This window comes from Lentzea flava (assembly GCF_014648475.1).
Classification (GTDB): Bacteria; Actinomycetota; Actinomycetes; order Mycobacteriales; family Pseudonocardiaceae; genus Lentzea; species Lentzea flava.
Genome location: NZ_BMRE01000001.1, coordinates 713,907 through 730,544, shown reverse-complemented (window position 1 = coordinate 730,544; position 16,638 = coordinate 713,907). Strand labels below are relative to the sequence as shown.

Genomic DNA, 16,638 nt, shown 5'->3' with positions numbered 1-16,638 from the left:
AGCTTAGGTGACATTTCAACTAGGTCCACATGCTGGGACGTCAGGACAGTGGGGTGAAGACGACGGAGAAGCTCGCCTTCTGCGCGTGCAGCCGGTACTGCGGCAGCACACCCGGCCCGCACGACGCCGTGCCGAGCCCGTGCTGGGCCAGATCGAGGTTCAGGTACACGTGCTCGCGCGGCTTCAGCTCGTCGGTGTGCCTGGCCGCGTCGAGGTCCTCGCTGGTCCAGCGCCGTGCGGTGAAGTCGAACACCGGCTCGCCGCTCACCTGGATGCCGCTGTTGTGCGCGGTGAGGCGCAGCCAGCGCGCGTCCGCCCGGTTGCCGTTCTCCTGCGGGAAGACGTACGGCGTCTGCAGTTCGTCCACAGTGGACCTGAACCGGCCGGTGCGGGCGGCCTGGCGGCTGTCCGCGTACGCCTCGCCGGGACCGGCGCCGAACCACTCGGCCGCGTCGAGCTCGGCCGGGAGGGCCAGGCGGAGGCCGAGGCGCGGGATCGTGCACGGCCATTCGCCGTCGGGCGTGACGTCGAGCCGCAGGCGCAGCCGGTCGCCGTCGGCGGTCCAGTGGTAGTCGGCGAACATGCCGAAGCCGACCGCCGGCGGTGCCACGCGGGTGCGGACGACCAGGGCGGTCTCCTGCACGCCGACCTCGATGACGCGGTGCTGCAGCCGGTGCAGGCCCGCGTCGCGCCAGGCGCGTTCCTCCGGCCGCTCCGAGCCGCGGTCGTTGTCGGTGGGCGCACGCCAGAGGTCGAGGCGCGGGCCGTCGACCGCGTGATCGCCGAGCCTGGTCAGCACGCCGGTGGCCGGGTCGAACTCGCCGGGTCCCAGCCGCAGGACGTCGCCGGTGCTCACCTGTTCCACGGCGCCGACGGGGGTGGGAGGCGTGGCTTCCGCGACGGCGATCTGGCCCCAGGCGACGACGTGACCGGCTTCCGCCCAGGTGGTGGCCGCGGCCAGGGAGGTGCGGACGGTCAGCCAGCCTTCGCCGGAAGCCTCGGGGAGCTGCGGGACGTCGAGGTCCGCGTGCCCACCGGCAGGCACCGGAGGCACGTGGAGCGCACCACTCGCCACCTCCACCCCGTCGACCTCGTACACCCAGTCGAACCGCAGGTGGTCCAGCGACACGTGGTCGTAGTGGCTCTCGACCCGGATGCCCTGCGCGGTCCCGGTGATCCGCACCGGTTCGAAGACCTTCGCGAACTCCAGCAGACCGGGCGACGGCGTGCGGTCGGGGAAGACCAGGCCGTCGATCACGAAGTTGCCGTCGTGGATCGTCTCGCCGAAGTCACCGCCGTACGCGTAGTGCCCGTCGGCTTCGAGGCCGTGGTCGATCCACTCCCAGATGAACCCGCCCTGCACGTGCCGGTACCGCTCGAACAGCTCGCGGTACTCGAGCATGCCGCCGGGGCCGTTGCCCATCGCGTGCGCGAACTCGCACAGCACGAACGGCAGCGTGCGGCGCCGGGCGTTGGTGTCCTCGCGCCGGCCGATCTGGTCGACCTCCTCGTGGGAGGCGTACATGCGGCTGTAGACGTCGACGTACTCGCACTCGAAGTCGCCCTCGTAGTGCACCGGACGCGACGGGTCGCGGTCGCGGACCCACGACGCCATCGCGGCGAGGTTGCGGCCGGTGTGGGACTCGTTGCCCAGCGACCACATCACGACCGACGGGTGGTTCTTGTCGCGCTCGATGGTCCGGCGCATGCGGTCCACATAGGACTCGGCCCAGCGCGGGTCGTCGCTCGGGTTGCCCGCCCAGCCCAGCCCGCCGAACCCGTGCGTCTCCAGGTCGCACTCGTCGATCACCCACAGGCCGTGCTCGTCGCACAGCTGCAGGAAGTGCGGGTCCGGCGGGTAGTGGCTGGTGCGGACGGCGTTGACGTTGTGCCGCTTCATCAGCAGCACGTCGGCGAGCATGACCTCGCGGGGCACCGCGCGCCCGAACCGCGGGTGGTGTTCGTGCCGGTTGACGCCGCGGAACACCACGCGCGAGCCGTTGATCGTGATCACGCCGTCTTCGATCGCGACCGTGCGGAACCCGATCCGCACCGGCACCCGTTCGGTGGCGGTGTGCACGACACCGTCGTAGAGACGCGGGTTCTCGGCGCTCCACGGTTCCACCGGCACCTCGGCGGTCCGCGCGTCGTGCACGCCCAGCTCGGGCACGGTGACCAACACGTCGGGAGCCGCGTCGAGCGCCAGCGTGCCGAGTCCGGAGACGTGGTCGTACGACGCCCGGAGGTGGTAGTCCGCGACACCGCCACGCGGCCGCGAGAGCAGCGTGACCGAGCGGAAGATGCCGGACATCCACCACATGTCCTGGTCTTCGAGGTAGCTGCCGGACGACCACTGGTGCACGCGCACCACCAGCACGTTCCCCTGCGGGCGGAGCAGGTGGCCGACGTCGAACTCCGACGGCAGCCTGCTGCCGCGCGTCACGCCGAGCTCGGAGCCGTTGAGCCACACCCGGCCGCACGAGTCGATGCCGTCGAACCGCAGCACGGCCGGTTCGTCGGCGGGCCAGTCCGAAGGCAGGTCGAACTTGAGCCGGTGATCGCCCGTCGGGTTCTCCGACGGCACGAACGGCGGCTCGACCGGGAACGGGTACACGACGTTGGTGTAGGCGGGCGAGCCGTGGCCCTGCAGCTGCCAGTGCCCGGGAACGGTGAGTGTGCCCCAGCCGCTGTCGTCGAAGTCCTCGCGCTCCACGTCTTGCGGCGCCGCCGCGAGCGACGGTGACAGGTGGAAGCGCCAGGTCCCGTCAAGGGACAGCGACGGCGCGTCCGAGGTGAAGAAGGCGCGCGGGGGCAACGCACCCGTGCCAGGACCCATGTCTTCGATGTACACGACCCAGCCTTTCGAACCCGCAATCGGTCCGTGAACGCTCCCGTGAACGTTCACGGGACGCTTGGAAGCATGCTCACCGACGTCTGCGCCTGTCAAGGCGTCAGGTGGATTCGCGCACCAGAAGGACGGCGTTGACCAGCAGTTCTTCCGACGGCAGCTGTGGCTCGCCCGCCAGCAGCCTGCCCGCCTGCTCGATCGCGAGCGCACCCACGCGGCGGGTGTCGAGCGCGACGCTCGTCAGCGCCGGATCGACCACCGTGCCGAGCTGGAGCCCGTCGAACCCGACCACCGCCAGGTCGTCCGGCACCGCCCTGCCCAGCCGCCGGGCCGCCCGCAGCGCGCCGACGGCGATGATGTCGTTGAACGTGAACACGGCGGTGAGATCGGGGTGCTTCGCGAGCAGGTCCGTCAGCGCCTCGGCACCGCCGTCCACCGACTGCACGGCGTTGCCGACGGCATCTGCCGCGAGCCCGTGGGCGTTCATCGCGTCGGCGAACCACGCGCGCCGGATGCTCGGCTCGGCGCGCCCCTCGTAGTCGAGCATGCCGATCCGTCGATGTCCCTTGGCGACGAGGTGGTCGACCGCCTCGCGCACCCCGGCCGCGCCCTCGATGCGGATCGAGCTGAACCGCGGCGTCCGGTGCTCGCGCCCGATCAGCACGGCGGGCATGCCGCTCAGGTGAGCGTCGAGTTCGGACTCCGCCAGGCTGAAGTAGCCGACCACGGCGTCCACTTGGGACACGACGACCTCGATCGTGCCGCGTTCTTCCTCGACGCTGCCTGCGGTGTCGTAGACGATCACGTGCCAGCCGCGTGCCCGCGCTGCTTCCAGCGCCCCGGCGGCGACCTCGGTGAAGAACGGGTTGAGCAGATCGGGGATGACGAGGCCGATGGTGGTGGTGTCCTGCCGCACCAGCCCGCGGGCGAACCGGCTCGGCCGGTACCCGAGCTCCCGCACGGCGTCCAGGACCCGCTGCTTGGTGCTGCCGTCGATCTCGCCCTTGTCGTTGAGCGCACGCGACACCGTCTGCCGCGAGACCCCGGCGGTCCGCGCGACGTCGTTGATCGTCACGCGTTTGCTCACGTGATCACCTCTCGTCCGACTGCGACCGAGTATGCAGGGCGTCCAGCACAACGGTGATCGCGGCGCGCGAGTCCCTGCGCACGGCGGCGGTGATCCTCCGCGTCACCGGCAGCTCCTTCCTGGCGACGTCGAACCGCGGATCGACGGCCAGGGCGGGCAGCACCGCGACCGCCAGGCCCGCCTCGACGTGCTTGAGCGTCAGCATGTAGTTGCTGAACCGGCCGACGACCCTCGGCTCGAAGCCCGCCTGCCGGCACAGGCGCGTCGCGAGGTTCGCCATGTAGGAGCCGGGGATGTCGAACGCCCACGGCTCGTCCTTGCAGGCCTGGAGATCGGTCTTCGGCTGGCCGGGCGGCGAGAGCAGCACGATCGGGTCGGTCGTGAGCGGCACGACGTCGATGTCCTGCGGCACCGGCAGTTCCACGAAGTCGGTGGTCGTGATGATCACGTCGACCTCGCCCGCCAGCAGCGCGGGCATGCTGGCGTGCGGTTCGAGTTCGACCAGTTCCACCTGCAGATGAGGGTGGTCGAGCCGCTGGAGCGCGGGGACTACCAGCATGTGGATCGAGCTCTGGAACGCGCCCAGCCGGACGCGGCCCGACGGCTCCTCGTTGAGGCCGCGCAGCTCGGCCTCGACGGCGTCCATCTGATCGAGGATCGACCGCGCCCTCCTGGCGAGGATCAGCCCGGCCGACGTGAGCCGCACCCGCCGCCCCGTCCGTTCGAGCAGTTGCGTGCGCGTCTCGCTCTCGAGCACCGCGAGCTGCTGCGACACGCTCGACGCACTGAGGTTCGCGGCCTGCGCCACGGCCCGCACGGTGCCCAGCGCGTCGAGCTGGCTGAGCAGGCGCAGGCGCCACGGGTTCAGCGTCATGCTGTGCAGTATCTCCGAACAGCAGGCGTGGAATTGTGAGATGGACCTGATGCTCGCGGGTTCGTAGCGTCGTTCGCATGGACACCTTCTGGGATGACGTCGACCGCCACCTCGTCCGCTACGGGGGCACGTTCACGCGAGAGATCATCGACAGCGCGTCGGGGAGCTTCCTGTTCACCGAGGACGGCCGCCGGATCCTCGACTTCACGTCCGGCCAGATGAGCGCCATCCTCGGCCACTCGCACCCGCGCATCGTCTCGACCGTCAGGCGGCAGATCGCGAACCTGGACCACCTGTTCAGCGGCATGCTGAGCCGCCCGGTCGTGGACCTGGCCCGCCGCCTCGCCGCGACGTTGCCCCCGTCCCTGTCGAAGGTGCAGCTGCTGACGACCGGTGCCGAGTCGAACGAGGCCGCGCTGCGCATGGCCAAACTCGTGACGGGCAAGCACGAGGTGGTGTCGTTCGCGCGCTCGTGGCACGGCATGACGGCAGCCGCGGCGGCCGCCACCTACAGCGCGGGCCGCAAGGGCTACGGCCCGGCGACGCCGGGCAACTTCGCGATTCCGGCACCGTCGGGCGACTGGCAGACGCAGCTGGATCTGGCGTTCGACCTGATCGACGCGCAGTCCGTGGGGTCCCTGGCCGCCTGCATCGTCGAGCCGATCCTGAGCTCCGGCGGGATTCTGGAGCCACCGGTGGGGTATTTCGCCGCGTTGTCGGCGAAGTGCCGGGAGCGCGGGATGCTGCTGATCCTCGACGAGGCGCAGACCGGGTTGTGCCGCACCGGGACCTGGTACGCGTTCGAGCGTGACGGGGTGGTGCCGGACATCCTGACGTTGTCCAAGACCCTGGGCGCCGGGCTGCCGCTGGCCGCCGTGATCACCTCGGCCGAGATCGAGGAGGAGGCGCACGCGCGGAACTACCTGTTCTTCACCACGCACGTGTCGGATCCGCTCGTCGCGGCGGTGGGGAACGCGGTGCTGGACGTGCTGGAGGAGGAACGGCTGGACGAGCAGGCGGCGAAGCTCGGGGCGTTCCTGCGCAACGGGTTGAACGACATCGCTGCTCGCCACCCGCTGGTGTCCGACGTGCGCGGGCGCGGGTTGCTGGTGGGGGTGGAGATCGCGGACGAGAGCCTGAGCGCGCCGATCACGCGGAAGTGCCTGGAGCTGGGGCTGCACATGAACATCGTGCAGATTCCCGGGATGGGCGGGGTGTTCCGGATCGCGCCGCCGCTCACCGCGACCGAGGAGGAACTGGCGCTGGGGTTGAGCATCCTCGACGAAGCGATCGGGGCTGTCGGCTGACCTGGCGACCGCGCACGTCGTGGCTTCCTGACCTCAGCCGAACGGCTGACCACGCCCAGGGTTGTCGGCTGAACGGCCATGATCTTCCGGCTCTCGGGCCGATCCGGCGGGACCCCCTCCGGCAGCAGGCTCGTCCACATCGGACTTCCGGTGGACGAGAGGGTGACCTGTGCTGGAACAGAGTGTCCTGACGCGTGTCGACCTGCGACGGGTCTGGGCCGTGGTCGCGGCAGGGCTCCTCGTCTGGGTGTGCGTGCGGAGCCTGCAGGACGGTGTTCTCGACCTGCGGGTCTACCTCGAAGGCGGGAAGGCGTGGTGGTCCGGCGCCGGCCTCTACGGCGAGGACTTCACCGGGCCGCTCGGTCTGCCGTTCACCTACCCGCCGTTCGCGGCGATGCTGTTCAGCGGCCTCACCGCGCTGCCGCTCGTGGTCACCGCGGCCCTCTTCACCGCAGGCGGCATCGCACTGCTCACGGCCGCGTGTCAGGCGGCGGCGTCGCGGATCTCGTTGCCGTGGGCCGGTTTCGGGCTGGCGGCGGTGTGCCTGCTGCTCGAACCCCTGCGCGTCACCCTGGACCTGGGCCAGATCAACCTGATCCTGATCGGCCTCGTCGCCACCGACTGCCTGCTGCCGCGCACACCGTGGCCGCGGGGGATGCTCGTCGGCCTCGCCGCCGCGATCAAGCTGACACCGGCGATCTTCGTCCTGTTCTTCCTGTGCCGCAGGCGATGGCGGCCCGCGCTGACGGCAGCCGGCACCTTCGCCGTGGCCGGTCTGATCGGCTGGGTGCTGGCGCCGGGGGAGTCGAAGCGGTTCTGGTTCGACGCGATGCTCGACCCGTCGCGCGTCGGCGGTCTCGCCTACACCGCCAACCAGTCGTTGCGCGGCCTGCTGTTCCGCCTCGGCGCACCGGTGCCGGTGTGGGCGGTGTCGTGCCTGCTGGTGCTGGCGGTGCTCGTCTTCGTGCTGCCGCGGCTGCGCGACGACCTCACCGCGGTGCTGGCGGTGGCCGCGGCCGGGCTGTTGATCTCGCCGGTGTCGTGGTCGCACCACTGGGTGTGGATCGCACCCGCGCTGCTGGTGCTCAGGGGCTGGGTGAGGATCGCGGCAGGGGCGGTGTTCGCGGTCGGCCCGCACTGGCTCCTGCCCGCCACCGGCGACCAGGAGCTCGCGTGGACCTGGTGGCAGCACCTGATCGGCAACACCTACGTGTGGCTCGGGCTCGGGTTTCTCGGCTGGTGCGTGGTGCAGGCCGTGCGGCACCGCTCGCCGGGCGAACCCGTCGAGGTCGGGGAACCGGCCCGTTACCTGGTAGCCGGTTCCGGCAGCTTGCCGAGCAGCGCCCGCGCCTTCCGCACGATGTCGGCCTCCTCGTGGCCGAACTCCGAGAGGTAGTGGCGCAGCGCGTGCCGGAGGAGGACGAACTCCTCGTCGGTCAACTCCAGGGTCTTGGTGCCCATGACTCCATGTTAGGCCTGCCGGGCCTGGTTTGGTGGCACCCCACCCGGTCGTGCGCAGCCCACAGCTGCACACGGCCGGGGGTGCCGTTGGCGCGGAATTGGCTCTCGCCGGTGGCGAGTGAGACGAGCCGGGCGATCGTGTCGGCGCCGCTCGCGTGGATCAAGTGTGGCGCTTGGGCTGACCAGGCCCAAGGGGCCAATCGCGGCTAGATCAAGCCCAGCCTGCGCGCGGCGAGAACGGCGTCGCGGCGCTGGTTCACACCGAGCTTGCGGTAGATGCCGCGCAGGTGGGTCTTCACCGTGTTCACCGAGACGAACAGCGAGTCGGCGATCTCCTCGGTGGTGCGCATGGACGGCAGTTCGAGGAGCAGGTCGCGCTCGCGGCTGGTGAGCACGTCGGTGGAGGCGGTGGACGCGGCGGGCAACGCGGTCATCGTGGTGGTGGCGAACGACTCCAGCCTGCCGAACCGGCCGGCGCCGCGGGCCAGCAGGTCGCGCACCGGCTTGCCCGCGTTGAAGAACGGACGCAGCGCGCCGACCGGTTCCGCCGCGGCCAGCGCCTTCGTCAGGGCCTCGTGTGCGCGCCGCTGGTCGCCGGACCGGTCGACGAGCACCGCCTCCAGCAGCCAGCCGTCCACGACCGTCGGTGCCGCGAGGGCGGGAAGTTCGCCCGACAGCAACGGTTCCACGAGTTTGCGGGCCTGGGCCGCGCGGGCGTGGTGGGTCTGCACGACAGCGCGCAGCACGGCCTGCTCGCCGCACGGCCCGAACATCGCCTCCACCTGGTCGGGCATCGCCGACGCCCACTGCTCGTCGCCGGAACGCAACGCGATCCGTTGCACGGCCGGGGCGATGTGCGCGATGACCGGCGGTATCACCTGCCGTTGCGCGACGTCCTGCCACTGCGCGCGGATGCGGCCGACGACAGCCCGCGGATCACCGGCCGTCGGGAACGACACCGCCGCGTCCAAAGTGGACACGGCGAGTCCTGTCGCCGGGTCGGGACGGTCGCCCAGTGCCCGCACCGCACGGCTCGCGAGGTCGGCCGCCCGGGTGTCGTCGAGCCGCAGGTAGGCCTGCACTCCCACCAGCGTGTAGGCGAGCGCGCAGACGAAGTGCGACTGCCAGCCCTTCTCCTCGGCGAACTCGAGCGCCTCGCCCGCCTGCCTGGCCGCGGCGAGGATGTCACCGGACGCGCTGGTCAGCGCCGCGAGGTGGACCTGGCAGTCCAGCACCGCGTGGTCGAACCGCTCCTGCCGCGCGATCGCCGCCGCCCGCACCAGATCGCGTTCCGCGCCGGCGTGATCTCCCGACAGCATCGCCGCGACCCCGCGGTTCAGCAACGCCGCGACCTCGGCATCGGTGCCGCCACGCCCCGCCGCCGTGCGTGCCATCACCCGCAACGCCTCGCCGAGTCGCGCGTCGAACCGGCCACGCCGCAGCAACGCCGTCGCGTGCAGCACCCGCACCCGGTCCTGGCGCAGCTCGAGCGGCTCACCGCCGAGCGCGGCGAGCACCCTGTCCGCTACCGCGAGATCACCCGCGTCCATCGCGACCAGCGCGGCGACGACCCCGACCTGCGGCCTCGCCAGCACGTGACCGGGCACCGCCTCGACCACCGCCCGCAACCGGCCGCTGCCCTCCCGCAACACCTCCGGCAGCACCGAGTGCTCGACGATCTCGGCGGTCAGCTGGTCGTCACCGGCCTGCAACGCGTGCCGCAGCGCCACGGACGGCTCGTCGTTGCGGTGGTACCAGTGGGCCGCCGTCCGGTGCAGCGACGCCTCGTCGGCCGGCCGCGACCGGCGCAGTTCGGCCGACAGGTGCGCGCGCAGCACCGGGTGGCAGCGGTACCACTCGGGTGCGTTCTCGAGCCTGCTCACGAACGAGTTGGTGCGTTCGAGCGCGTCCAGCACGACACCGGGGCTGGCGTGCCGGGTGAGCGCACCGGCGAGTTCCGCGCTGACGGTGTCGCACACGCTGGTCGCGACGAGCAGGTCCCGCGCCGGTCGCGGCTGCCGCGCGAGCACCTCCTCGCCCAGGTACCGGCTCACGACCTGGTCGAGGCCCGCGAACATGAGCAGGTCGCCCGGTCTGGCCCCGGTCGTGGCCATCCGCATGATCGCGAAGCGCAGCCCGCCGATCCACCCCTCCGTCTGCGCGAGCAGCTGGTCGACGTCGTCGGCGCAGAGCTGGAGCCCGTGCGCGGCGAGCAGCGCCTCGGTGCCGGCGCGGTCGAAGGCGAACTCCTGCGGCAGCACCTCGCGCAGCCGTCCTTCCAGGTGCAGGCGCGCGAGGTGCAGCGGTGGCGGGAAACGGCCCAGCAGGACCAGCCGGAGCCGGTCGGGTGGGGTGCGGGTGAGCTGGTCGATGCTCGCGAGCGCGCCGGGGTCGCGGATCTCGTGAACGTTGTCCAGCACCAGGCACCGCTGCTCGCCCGCCTGGTCGAACGCGGCGATGACCGCTGAGGAGAAACCCGGCTCGGTCAACACAACGGTGTCGGCCAGGGCGAGGGCGTCCCGGACGGCGGCCCGCAGTCGCACGGGATCGTTGTCGTGCTCGTCGAGCGTCAGCCAGGCGACGTGATCGTCGCGGCGGCGCGCCCACTCGGCGAGCAGCGTCGTCTTGCCGCAGCCCGCCGGACCGGTGACCACGGTGACCGGGGCGGACGACACGTGATCGTCCACTGTGGACAGAAGCTGCGGGCGCGGGACGAGCGGTGTCGCGGCGGCAGGCGGTCGCAGCTTCGCCTGACTGGTCTCGGGGCTGTGCGGCTCACACTCCGAACTGTCGGACATTGCGGCTTTTCTCCCGATGGGGTTGGTCGAGGCATGATCGCGTGATCGAACCGCATCACCCAGGGCACTCGTTCGCCCTGCCGGGAGCGGAGATCAGCCACAGTCCCCTGCCCACCAGGCCCATCAGCCGCGGCAGCAGGGCGAGCGTGGCGATCACCCCGGTCGTGCCGGACGGCTCGCAGTCGTCGCCGGTACCGCTGACGACGACCGCGATGAACACCGCCACGGCGAACACGATGCGACGGGAGCGGGAACGGTCGGGTTGACGGCTCAAGATCGGTCACCTCCGCCGCCGACGCTGCTCGCCCTGCCCGGTCTCCTGCCTCCTCCGCGACGGGCGGTCGCGGCACGGGGGTTCACCTGCCGAGGGTGAAGCAGCGGGTGGTCCCGGCCGCAGAACCTGGGCCGCATGAGCCACCGACTCTCCTTGCCCGACCTCGTCGACGTCGTCCGTCCCACCCGCCCCGTGGCGTCCGTGTACCTGGGCTCGAGCCCGTTGCGGGCGTGGCGGGCACGCTGGCACCGCCTGGCCGACCAGCTGCGCTGCGACGGCGCGGGTGCCGACGTGGTCGCCGCGATCGGCGAGGTGCTGCAGCGGGCCCGTTCCCTCTACCCGGCCGCGGACACGCTCGTCGCGTTCGCGGGTGAGGAACTGCCGCCGCGCGTCTTCCACACGCCCGGCCTGCGTCACCTGGACCTGGCCTGGTTCAGCTCACCCGCCCACGTCCTGCCGGTGCTCGCCTGGCTGCAGGAACGTCCGCCGCGCGTCGCCGTGACCGCCGGGCGGTGCTGCACCGACCTGGCCGCGGGCGGCGAACGGATCTCGCTGAACTACCCGGAACTCCAGTGGCTGCCCGGCGTGCGCTCGGCCGCGGCGGCGTGCGCGGAGATGCTCGGCCGCCAGGAGGCCAGGCTGCTGGTGGTGGCGGGGGAGGACGAGGTGGTGGGCGCGTTGTGGGAGGCGCTGCCCGCCCCCGTCCGCCGCGACGTCGTGGTGCGGTGGACCGGCCGCGACCTCACCCCGAGCCGCATCGCCGCCGAGACGCGGGCGGCGGCGCGGTCCTGGACCGAGGGCGTCCTGGCCGACTTCAACGACCGCGGCCGGGCGAGGAACCTCTCGGTGGAAGGGGCCGACCACACCCTCGCCGCGCTCGCCGCGGGCCGCCTGGACGACCTCATCGTCGGCTACCCGGAGGACGTCACGGCCACCGCCTGGTACGGCCCCGCGCCCACCGACGTGGCCCGCGGCTGGTCTCCCTCCCGCCGGTGCGGCCTGCTGGCCGACGTGGCGGTGCGCGCCGCACTGCTCAGCGGCACCCGAGTGCACGTGATCACCACGGGCACCCCGTCCGCACCGTTCGAGGGCATCGGCGGACTCTGCCGCGCGCAGCTCTCCCTGGTGCGCTCATGACCGCCGAACTGATACCGCTGCGCCCGGGCTTCGACGTCGCGTGGCTCGGCTACCGCCGCGACCAGGTCCAGTGCTACGTGGCCGAGACCGAACGCGACTTCGACCTGCTGTGCGCCGATCGCGACGCCGCGGAGGCGCGGGCGGAGTCCCTGGCGCGGAACCTGGAGGCCGCGCGCTCGGAGAACCGCGCGCTGCAGGACCGGATCGACCGCCTGTGCCGTCAGCCGCTCTCGCCGGACTCGGTGGGGGAACGTCTCCGCCACGCCGTCGACGCCGCCCTCGCGGAGGCCGCCGCGATCGTCGAACGGGCCGGTGCGATCGAGGACCACGTGTGGGCCTCCGCCCAGCAGATCCACGCCGAACACCTCGACCTGCTGGCCACCACCCGCGAACGGATGTCCCGGCTGGTGCGCGAGGGTGAGGCACGCCGCCGGGCGCTGGACGACGCCGCCGCCCGGCACCGGGCCCAGGTGGAGGAGGACTTCGAGCTGGCTCTGGCGTTGCGGCGCAGGGAAAGCCTGCGGGACGCGCGGCTGATTGAGGAGACGGCACGGCTGCGGGCCGACCGCATGGTGCGGGAGGCCGGGCGGCAGGTGGAGGTGCTGCGGGAGCACCGGGACCGGGTGGCGGACGTGCTGCGGGTGGTGCACGCGTTGCTGGGCAAGGCGGCGGGGCACCTGCGGGTGGGGGAGAGCGGGTGAAGATCCTCCCGTTGGCGCTGGCCCAGTTCATCGCGAGCTACGCCGCCACGAACATGAACGTCGCCATCAGCACGATCGCCGAGGACCTCGGCACCACGATCACCGGCGTCCAGACGACGATCACCCTGTTCACCCTCGTCATGGCCGCGCTGATGGTGCCGGGCAGCAAGCTCACCGACATCTGGGGCCGGCGCCGGTGTTTCGTCCTGGGCCTCACGATCTACGGCACGGGCGCGCTGCTCGCCGCGTTCGCCCCCGGTCCCGGTCTGCTGCTGGTCGGCTACGCGATCGGGGAAGGCGTCGGTTCGGCGCTGATGATCCCGCCGATCTACATCCTGGTCACGGCGCTCGCCGCTGATGCCACGGCGCGGGCGAAGGGCTTCGGGATGGTCTCCGGCGCCGGCGGGCTGGGCGCGGCGGCGGGACCGTTGCTGGGCGGCCTGATCACGAGCACGTTGAGCTGGCGCGCCTCGTTCGTCGTGCAGGTGCTGGTGGTTGCGGTGATCATCGTGCTCGCGCGGAACCTGCCCAGGACCGCAGGGCAGCGCAACGGGTTCGACCTGCTGGGCGCGGTCCTGTCGGGCACGGGCCTGTTCCTGGTGGTGCTGGGCGTGTTGCGCACCAACGTGAACGGCTGGGGAGTCAGCACGTGGCTCTTGCTCACCGCGGGAGCTGTGGTGCTGGCGCTGTTCGCGGTGCACATCCGCCTCGCCGAGAACCCGCTGTGCGATCCGAAGCTGTTCAGAGACCGCACGTCCAACCTCGGCCTGGGCACGCAGCTCGTGCAGTGGCTGGTGCTGCAGGGCACGTTCTTCGTGCTCTCCGTGCACCTGCAGCAGGAAGAGGGCCTCACCGCGATCGGCACCGGCCTCGCCCTGCTGCCCGCCACCATCGGCCTGCTCGCCACCTCGGCGCTCGCGGGCCGGTTGGCCCAGCGCCACTCGCAGCGCACGTTGATCCGCGTGGGTTTCCTCGTGACGATCGCAGGCACCCTGCAGCAACCGGTCGGGTTGTTCCTGGTCGGAGCCGGAATCGGGATCATGCTGACGGCCTCGGTCAACGTCGTGCAGTCGCGGTGGCCCGACGCCGACCAGGCCGACGTGTCCGGGGTGTCGCGCGCGGTCTCGAACCTCGGCTCGTCGCTCGGCACGGCGCTCGTCGGCTCCGTTCTCACCGGGGCCGGGCATCCGTACCGCGCGGCACTGACGCTGCTGGTCCTGATCGCAACGGTGGGCCTGGTGCTCGCGCTGTTCATCCGGAGCGACGGCGAACCGCCGCGAGGATGACCTTCAGCGCCACGCCCACGACGAGCAGGTCCGCGATCATCTGCACCGTCACCAGAACGCGAGCGGCAGCGGAAACCGGTGCGATGTCACCGAATCCGACGGTGGCGAACACCGTGACGACGAAGTACAGGGCATCCGTGCGGCTCAGCGGAACGGTGAAGCTGCCGGGCTGATGGCGTGCCAGCACGAAGCACGCCTGGGCGAACACCAGCAGGAACAACGGAACCACGAGGGCGAGCGCCTGCACGCCCTGCCAGCCGGGGTGCGCGGACCGCCCGATCATCCGAATCTGCCACCAGAGCACGACGAGCACCAGCAGCAGAGCGCAGACCAGCCGGAGCACGGTGTACCCGTCCTCCGGCTGGTCCATCGGCAGGCGGTAGTAGACCAGCAACAGCACCCCGACAGTCGCTGCCGGCCGCACCACCGCCGAGATCACCGCGCGGGTCAAGACGTGAACGTCTCCCGCAGCAGCTCTTCCTGTTCCACCGAGAGGTTGGTCGTGACCAGGGTGGCTCCGGTCTGCCTGAACTGGTCGGCGACCCGGTCGACGACCGCGTGCTCGGACATCACGAACAACGCCGACGTGCCCGGCGTGACGCTCTCCCGGACGTCCTTGACGAAGTCGTCGTCGATGCCCGCTCTGGACAACGACCCGGCCAGGGCGCCGACGCCCGCGCCGATCGCCGCGCCCAGCACCGGGACGAAGAAGATCAGCCCGAACAGCAGGCCCCAGAACGCTCCGCCGAGCGCGCCGGCGCCGGTCAGCTTCCCGAGCTCCTTGGTCTTCGGGCGTTTGGCATCGGCCTCCCAGTAGACGTAAGCCGCGTCGCGGACGGTGATCAGTTGCTGTTCCTGGAGTTTCCGCAGGAGGTCGAGCGCGAGGCGCGCTCCGTCGGAGGTGTCGAACTTCCACACGGTCAAAGTGGCCATGGCCGAACTCTGCGGTTCCGACCCGGCCGCGGTCCTCACCCGTGCGGGGTGGGCTGCGCGTCGAGGGTGATGGCCGCGTCGATGAGCGCCAGGTGGGTGAACGCCTGCGGGAAGTTGCCGAGCTGCTCGCCGGTCAGCCCGATCTCCTCGGCGAACAACCCGAGGTGGTTGCCGTAGGTCAGCATCTTCTCGAACACCAGCCGCGCCTCGCGGGCTCGCCCGGACAACGCCAGCGCCGTCACGTAGTTGAAGGTGCACAACGAGAACGTGCCCTCGGACCCGCGCAGCCCGTCCGGTGCGGCCTCGGTGTCGTAGCGGAGCACCAGGCTGTCGTGCACGAGCGACTCCATGGCGCGCAACGCGTCCAGCCACACCGGGTCGCGCGGTGCCACGAACCCGACCTGCGGCAACCGCAGCAACGACGCGTCCAGCGCGGAGTCCCCGTACCGCTGGACGAACGCCCCGGTCAGGCGGTCCCATCCACGTTCCCACACCTGGCCGTAGATCCGGTCGCGCACCGAACGCCAGCGCTCCACCGGTCCCGGCCGTCCTTCCGCCGCGGCGATGCGGATCGCGCGGTCGAACGCGACCCAGCTCATCACCCGTCCGTAGGTGAAGTCGGCGCGCCCGGAGCGCGTCTCCCAGATCCCCTCCTCCGGCTGGTCCCAGTTCTGCGCCAGCCACTCCAGCTGTTCGAGCACGGCGTGCCAGCCTCGGTGGGAGATCCGCAGGCCGGCGAGGTGCGCCGCGTACACGCCGTCCAGGAACTCGCCGTGGATGTCGAGCTGCAGCTGGTCCGCTGCGCCGTTGCCCACTCGCACCGGGCTCGACCGCCGGTATCCCTCGAAGTGCTCCAGCACGTGTTCGACGAGGTCCGCCGACCCGTCCACGGCGTACATCACCTTCAGCGGCCAGCCCTCCTCTGACCGCCGGGTGAGCCACCGTCCGAACGCGGTCGCCTCCTCGGTGAAACCCAGGCGCAGCAACGACGAGACGGCGAACGACGCGTCGCGCACCCACGTGTAGCGGTAGTCCCAGTTCCGCTCGCCGCCGACCTGCTCGGGCAGTCCCGCGGTCGGAGCCGCGATCAACGCACCGGTGGGCGCGTAGGTCAGCAGTTTCAACGTGATCGCCGACCGGTCGACCGCGTCCCGCCACCGGCCGCGGTAGGTCGACCGGGAAAGCCAGCCGTGCCAGAACAGCACGGTCGCGTCGAACAGCTCCCGTGCCTCGGCGGCCGGCACGGCGCGAGGTGGTCCCGCCGTGCCGGATTCCAGCACGACACCACGGGCCTGGCCCTCGACCAGCGGGAGGGTGACGCGCAGGTCCTGCGTGCCGGTGATCGCCCCGGAGGCCAGCCGGGGATCACCCGGCTCGCGCACGGCGTGCACCACGAGGCCGAACTGGCCGCACTCGAAGGTCACCCCGTCATCGGTGAGGCGGGCGCGGTGCGCACGGCGGCCGTAGTCGAACCGTGGTGCCACCTCGAGCTCGAACGTCATGCGCCCACGTACACACCGCACGATCCGCACCAGCCGGTGCCGTTCCGTCGCGTCCTCGTCCGGCAGCGGTGGCATGAAGTCGACGACCTCACCTGTGCCTTCCGCCGTCATGAACCGGGTGATCAGCACTGCCGTGTCGGGGAAGTACAGCTGTCGTCCCGGACCGCTGCCGTCCGCCGGCCGGATGCGGCAGAACCCGCCGCGCTGCCGGTCGAGCAGGGAGGCGAACACGGACGGCGAGTCGAACCGCGGGAGGCAGAACCAGTCCACGGTGCCATCGGTGGACACCAGCGCGGACGTCTGCAGGTCGCCGATCAGCCCGTGGTCGGCGATCAGCGGGTACGGGGGTTGTGTCGTCATGCGGCCGAGATTCACCGGCGGGGTCCGCGCGGGTCTTCACCCGCCGGGGCGGAGCACCACGCCGCCTCTC

The 16,638-nt window shown here is 71.5% G+C and carries 13 protein-coding genes; 5 read left to right on the top strand and 8 right to left on the bottom strand.

Features of this window, described 5'->3' with window-relative positions:
• Positions 1-40: 40 nt before the first annotated feature.
• The 3 genes from IEZ09_RS03555 to IEZ09_RS03545 form a co-directional block, all read right to left on the bottom strand.
• Positions 41-2,851 carry a glycoside hydrolase family 2 TIM barrel-domain containing protein gene (locus IEZ09_RS03555; RefSeq protein WP_229812211.1) on the bottom strand — a complete coding sequence of 937 codons (2,811 nt, stop codon included), beginning with the start codon at positions 2,849-2,851 and terminating at the stop codon, positions 41-43.
• Between the two features lie 100 nt (positions 2,852-2,951).
• Positions 2,952-3,935 (bottom strand): LacI family DNA-binding transcriptional regulator, encoded by a 984-nt coding sequence (locus tag IEZ09_RS03550; protein WP_229812210.1) that lies wholly within the window; start codon positions 3,933-3,935, stop codon positions 2,952-2,954.
• A gap of 4 nt (positions 3,936-3,939) precedes the next feature.
• On the bottom strand, positions 3,940-4,809 hold the full coding sequence (locus IEZ09_RS03545; RefSeq protein ID WP_189252030.1) for a LysR substrate-binding domain-containing protein: 870 nt from the start codon (positions 4,807-4,809) through the stop codon (positions 3,940-3,942).
• Positions 4,810-4,886: 77 nt separating this feature from the next.
• On the opposite strand from IEZ09_RS03545, the gene IEZ09_RS03540 reads away from it, so the two are divergent.
• Both IEZ09_RS03540 and IEZ09_RS03535 read left to right on the top strand, forming a co-directional pair.
• Positions 4,887-6,116, top strand: a complete 1,230-nt coding sequence (locus tag IEZ09_RS03540; protein WP_189252029.1) for an aspartate aminotransferase family protein — start codon at positions 4,887-4,889, stop codon at positions 6,114-6,116.
• A 169-nt stretch (positions 6,117-6,285) separates the two neighbouring features.
• Positions 6,286-7,512 carry a glycosyltransferase 87 family protein gene (locus tag IEZ09_RS03535; protein WP_189252028.1) on the top strand — a complete coding sequence of 409 codons (1,227 nt, stop codon included), beginning with the start codon at positions 6,286-6,288 and terminating at the stop codon, positions 7,510-7,512.
• A gap of 271 nt (positions 7,513-7,783) precedes the next feature.
• Here the strand turns inward: IEZ09_RS03535 and IEZ09_RS03530 are convergent, their stop codons facing one another.
• Both IEZ09_RS03530 and IEZ09_RS03525 read right to left on the bottom strand, forming a co-directional pair.
• A complete protein-coding gene (locus IEZ09_RS03530; protein WP_189252027.1) occupies positions 7,784-10,375 on the bottom strand; it encodes a winged helix-turn-helix domain-containing protein in 2,592 nt (863 codons plus the stop codon).
• Positions 10,376-10,430: 55 nt separating this feature from the next.
• Positions 10,431-10,649 (bottom strand): hypothetical protein, encoded by a 219-nt coding sequence (locus IEZ09_RS03525; RefSeq protein ID WP_189252026.1) that lies wholly within the window; start codon positions 10,647-10,649, stop codon positions 10,431-10,433.
• 135 nt (positions 10,650-10,784) lie between these two features.
• Here IEZ09_RS03525 and IEZ09_RS03520 point away from each other — a divergent pair, with 135 nt between their 5' ends.
• The 3 genes from IEZ09_RS03520 to IEZ09_RS03510 are packed head-to-tail and all read left to right on the top strand — an operon-like array spanning position 10,785 to position 13,773.
• Positions 10,785-11,786, top strand: coding sequence for a hypothetical protein (locus IEZ09_RS03520; RefSeq protein ID WP_189252025.1), 1,002 nt, complete (start codon positions 10,785-10,787; stop codon positions 11,784-11,786).
• The gene (locus tag IEZ09_RS03515; RefSeq protein WP_189252024.1) at positions 11,783-12,487 is read left to right on the top strand and encodes a hypothetical protein; all 705 of its coding nucleotides are present in this window, start codon (positions 11,783-11,785) and stop codon (positions 12,485-12,487) included. The genes IEZ09_RS03520 and IEZ09_RS03515 overlap by 4 nt, the downstream gene beginning before the upstream one ends.
• The gene (locus tag IEZ09_RS03510; RefSeq protein WP_189252023.1) at positions 12,484-13,773 is read left to right on the top strand and encodes an MFS transporter; all 1,290 of its coding nucleotides are present in this window, start codon (positions 12,484-12,486) and stop codon (positions 13,771-13,773) included. Before IEZ09_RS03515 ends, IEZ09_RS03510 begins: the two co-directional genes overlap by 4 nt.
• Here IEZ09_RS03510 and IEZ09_RS03505 read toward each other — a convergent pair.
• The 3 genes from IEZ09_RS03505 to IEZ09_RS03495 are packed head-to-tail and all read right to left on the bottom strand — an operon-like array spanning position 13,739 to position 16,568.
• On the bottom strand, positions 13,739-14,224 hold the full coding sequence (locus IEZ09_RS03505; protein ID WP_189252022.1) for a potassium channel family protein: 486 nt from the start codon (positions 14,222-14,224) through the stop codon (positions 13,739-13,741). The two genes, IEZ09_RS03510 and IEZ09_RS03505, sit on opposite strands and share 35 nt — an antisense overlap.
• Complete coding sequence (locus IEZ09_RS03500; RefSeq protein ID WP_189252021.1) at positions 14,221-14,706, bottom strand: DUF1269 domain-containing protein; 486 nt, start codon at positions 14,704-14,706, stop codon at positions 14,221-14,223. Before IEZ09_RS03500 ends, IEZ09_RS03505 begins: the two co-directional genes overlap by 4 nt.
• A 35-nt stretch (positions 14,707-14,741) precedes the next feature.
• A complete protein-coding gene (locus IEZ09_RS03495; RefSeq protein WP_189252020.1) occupies positions 14,742-16,568 on the bottom strand; it encodes a glycoside hydrolase family 15 protein in 1,827 nt (608 codons plus the stop codon).
• Between the last annotated feature and the right edge of the window lie 70 nt (positions 16,569-16,638).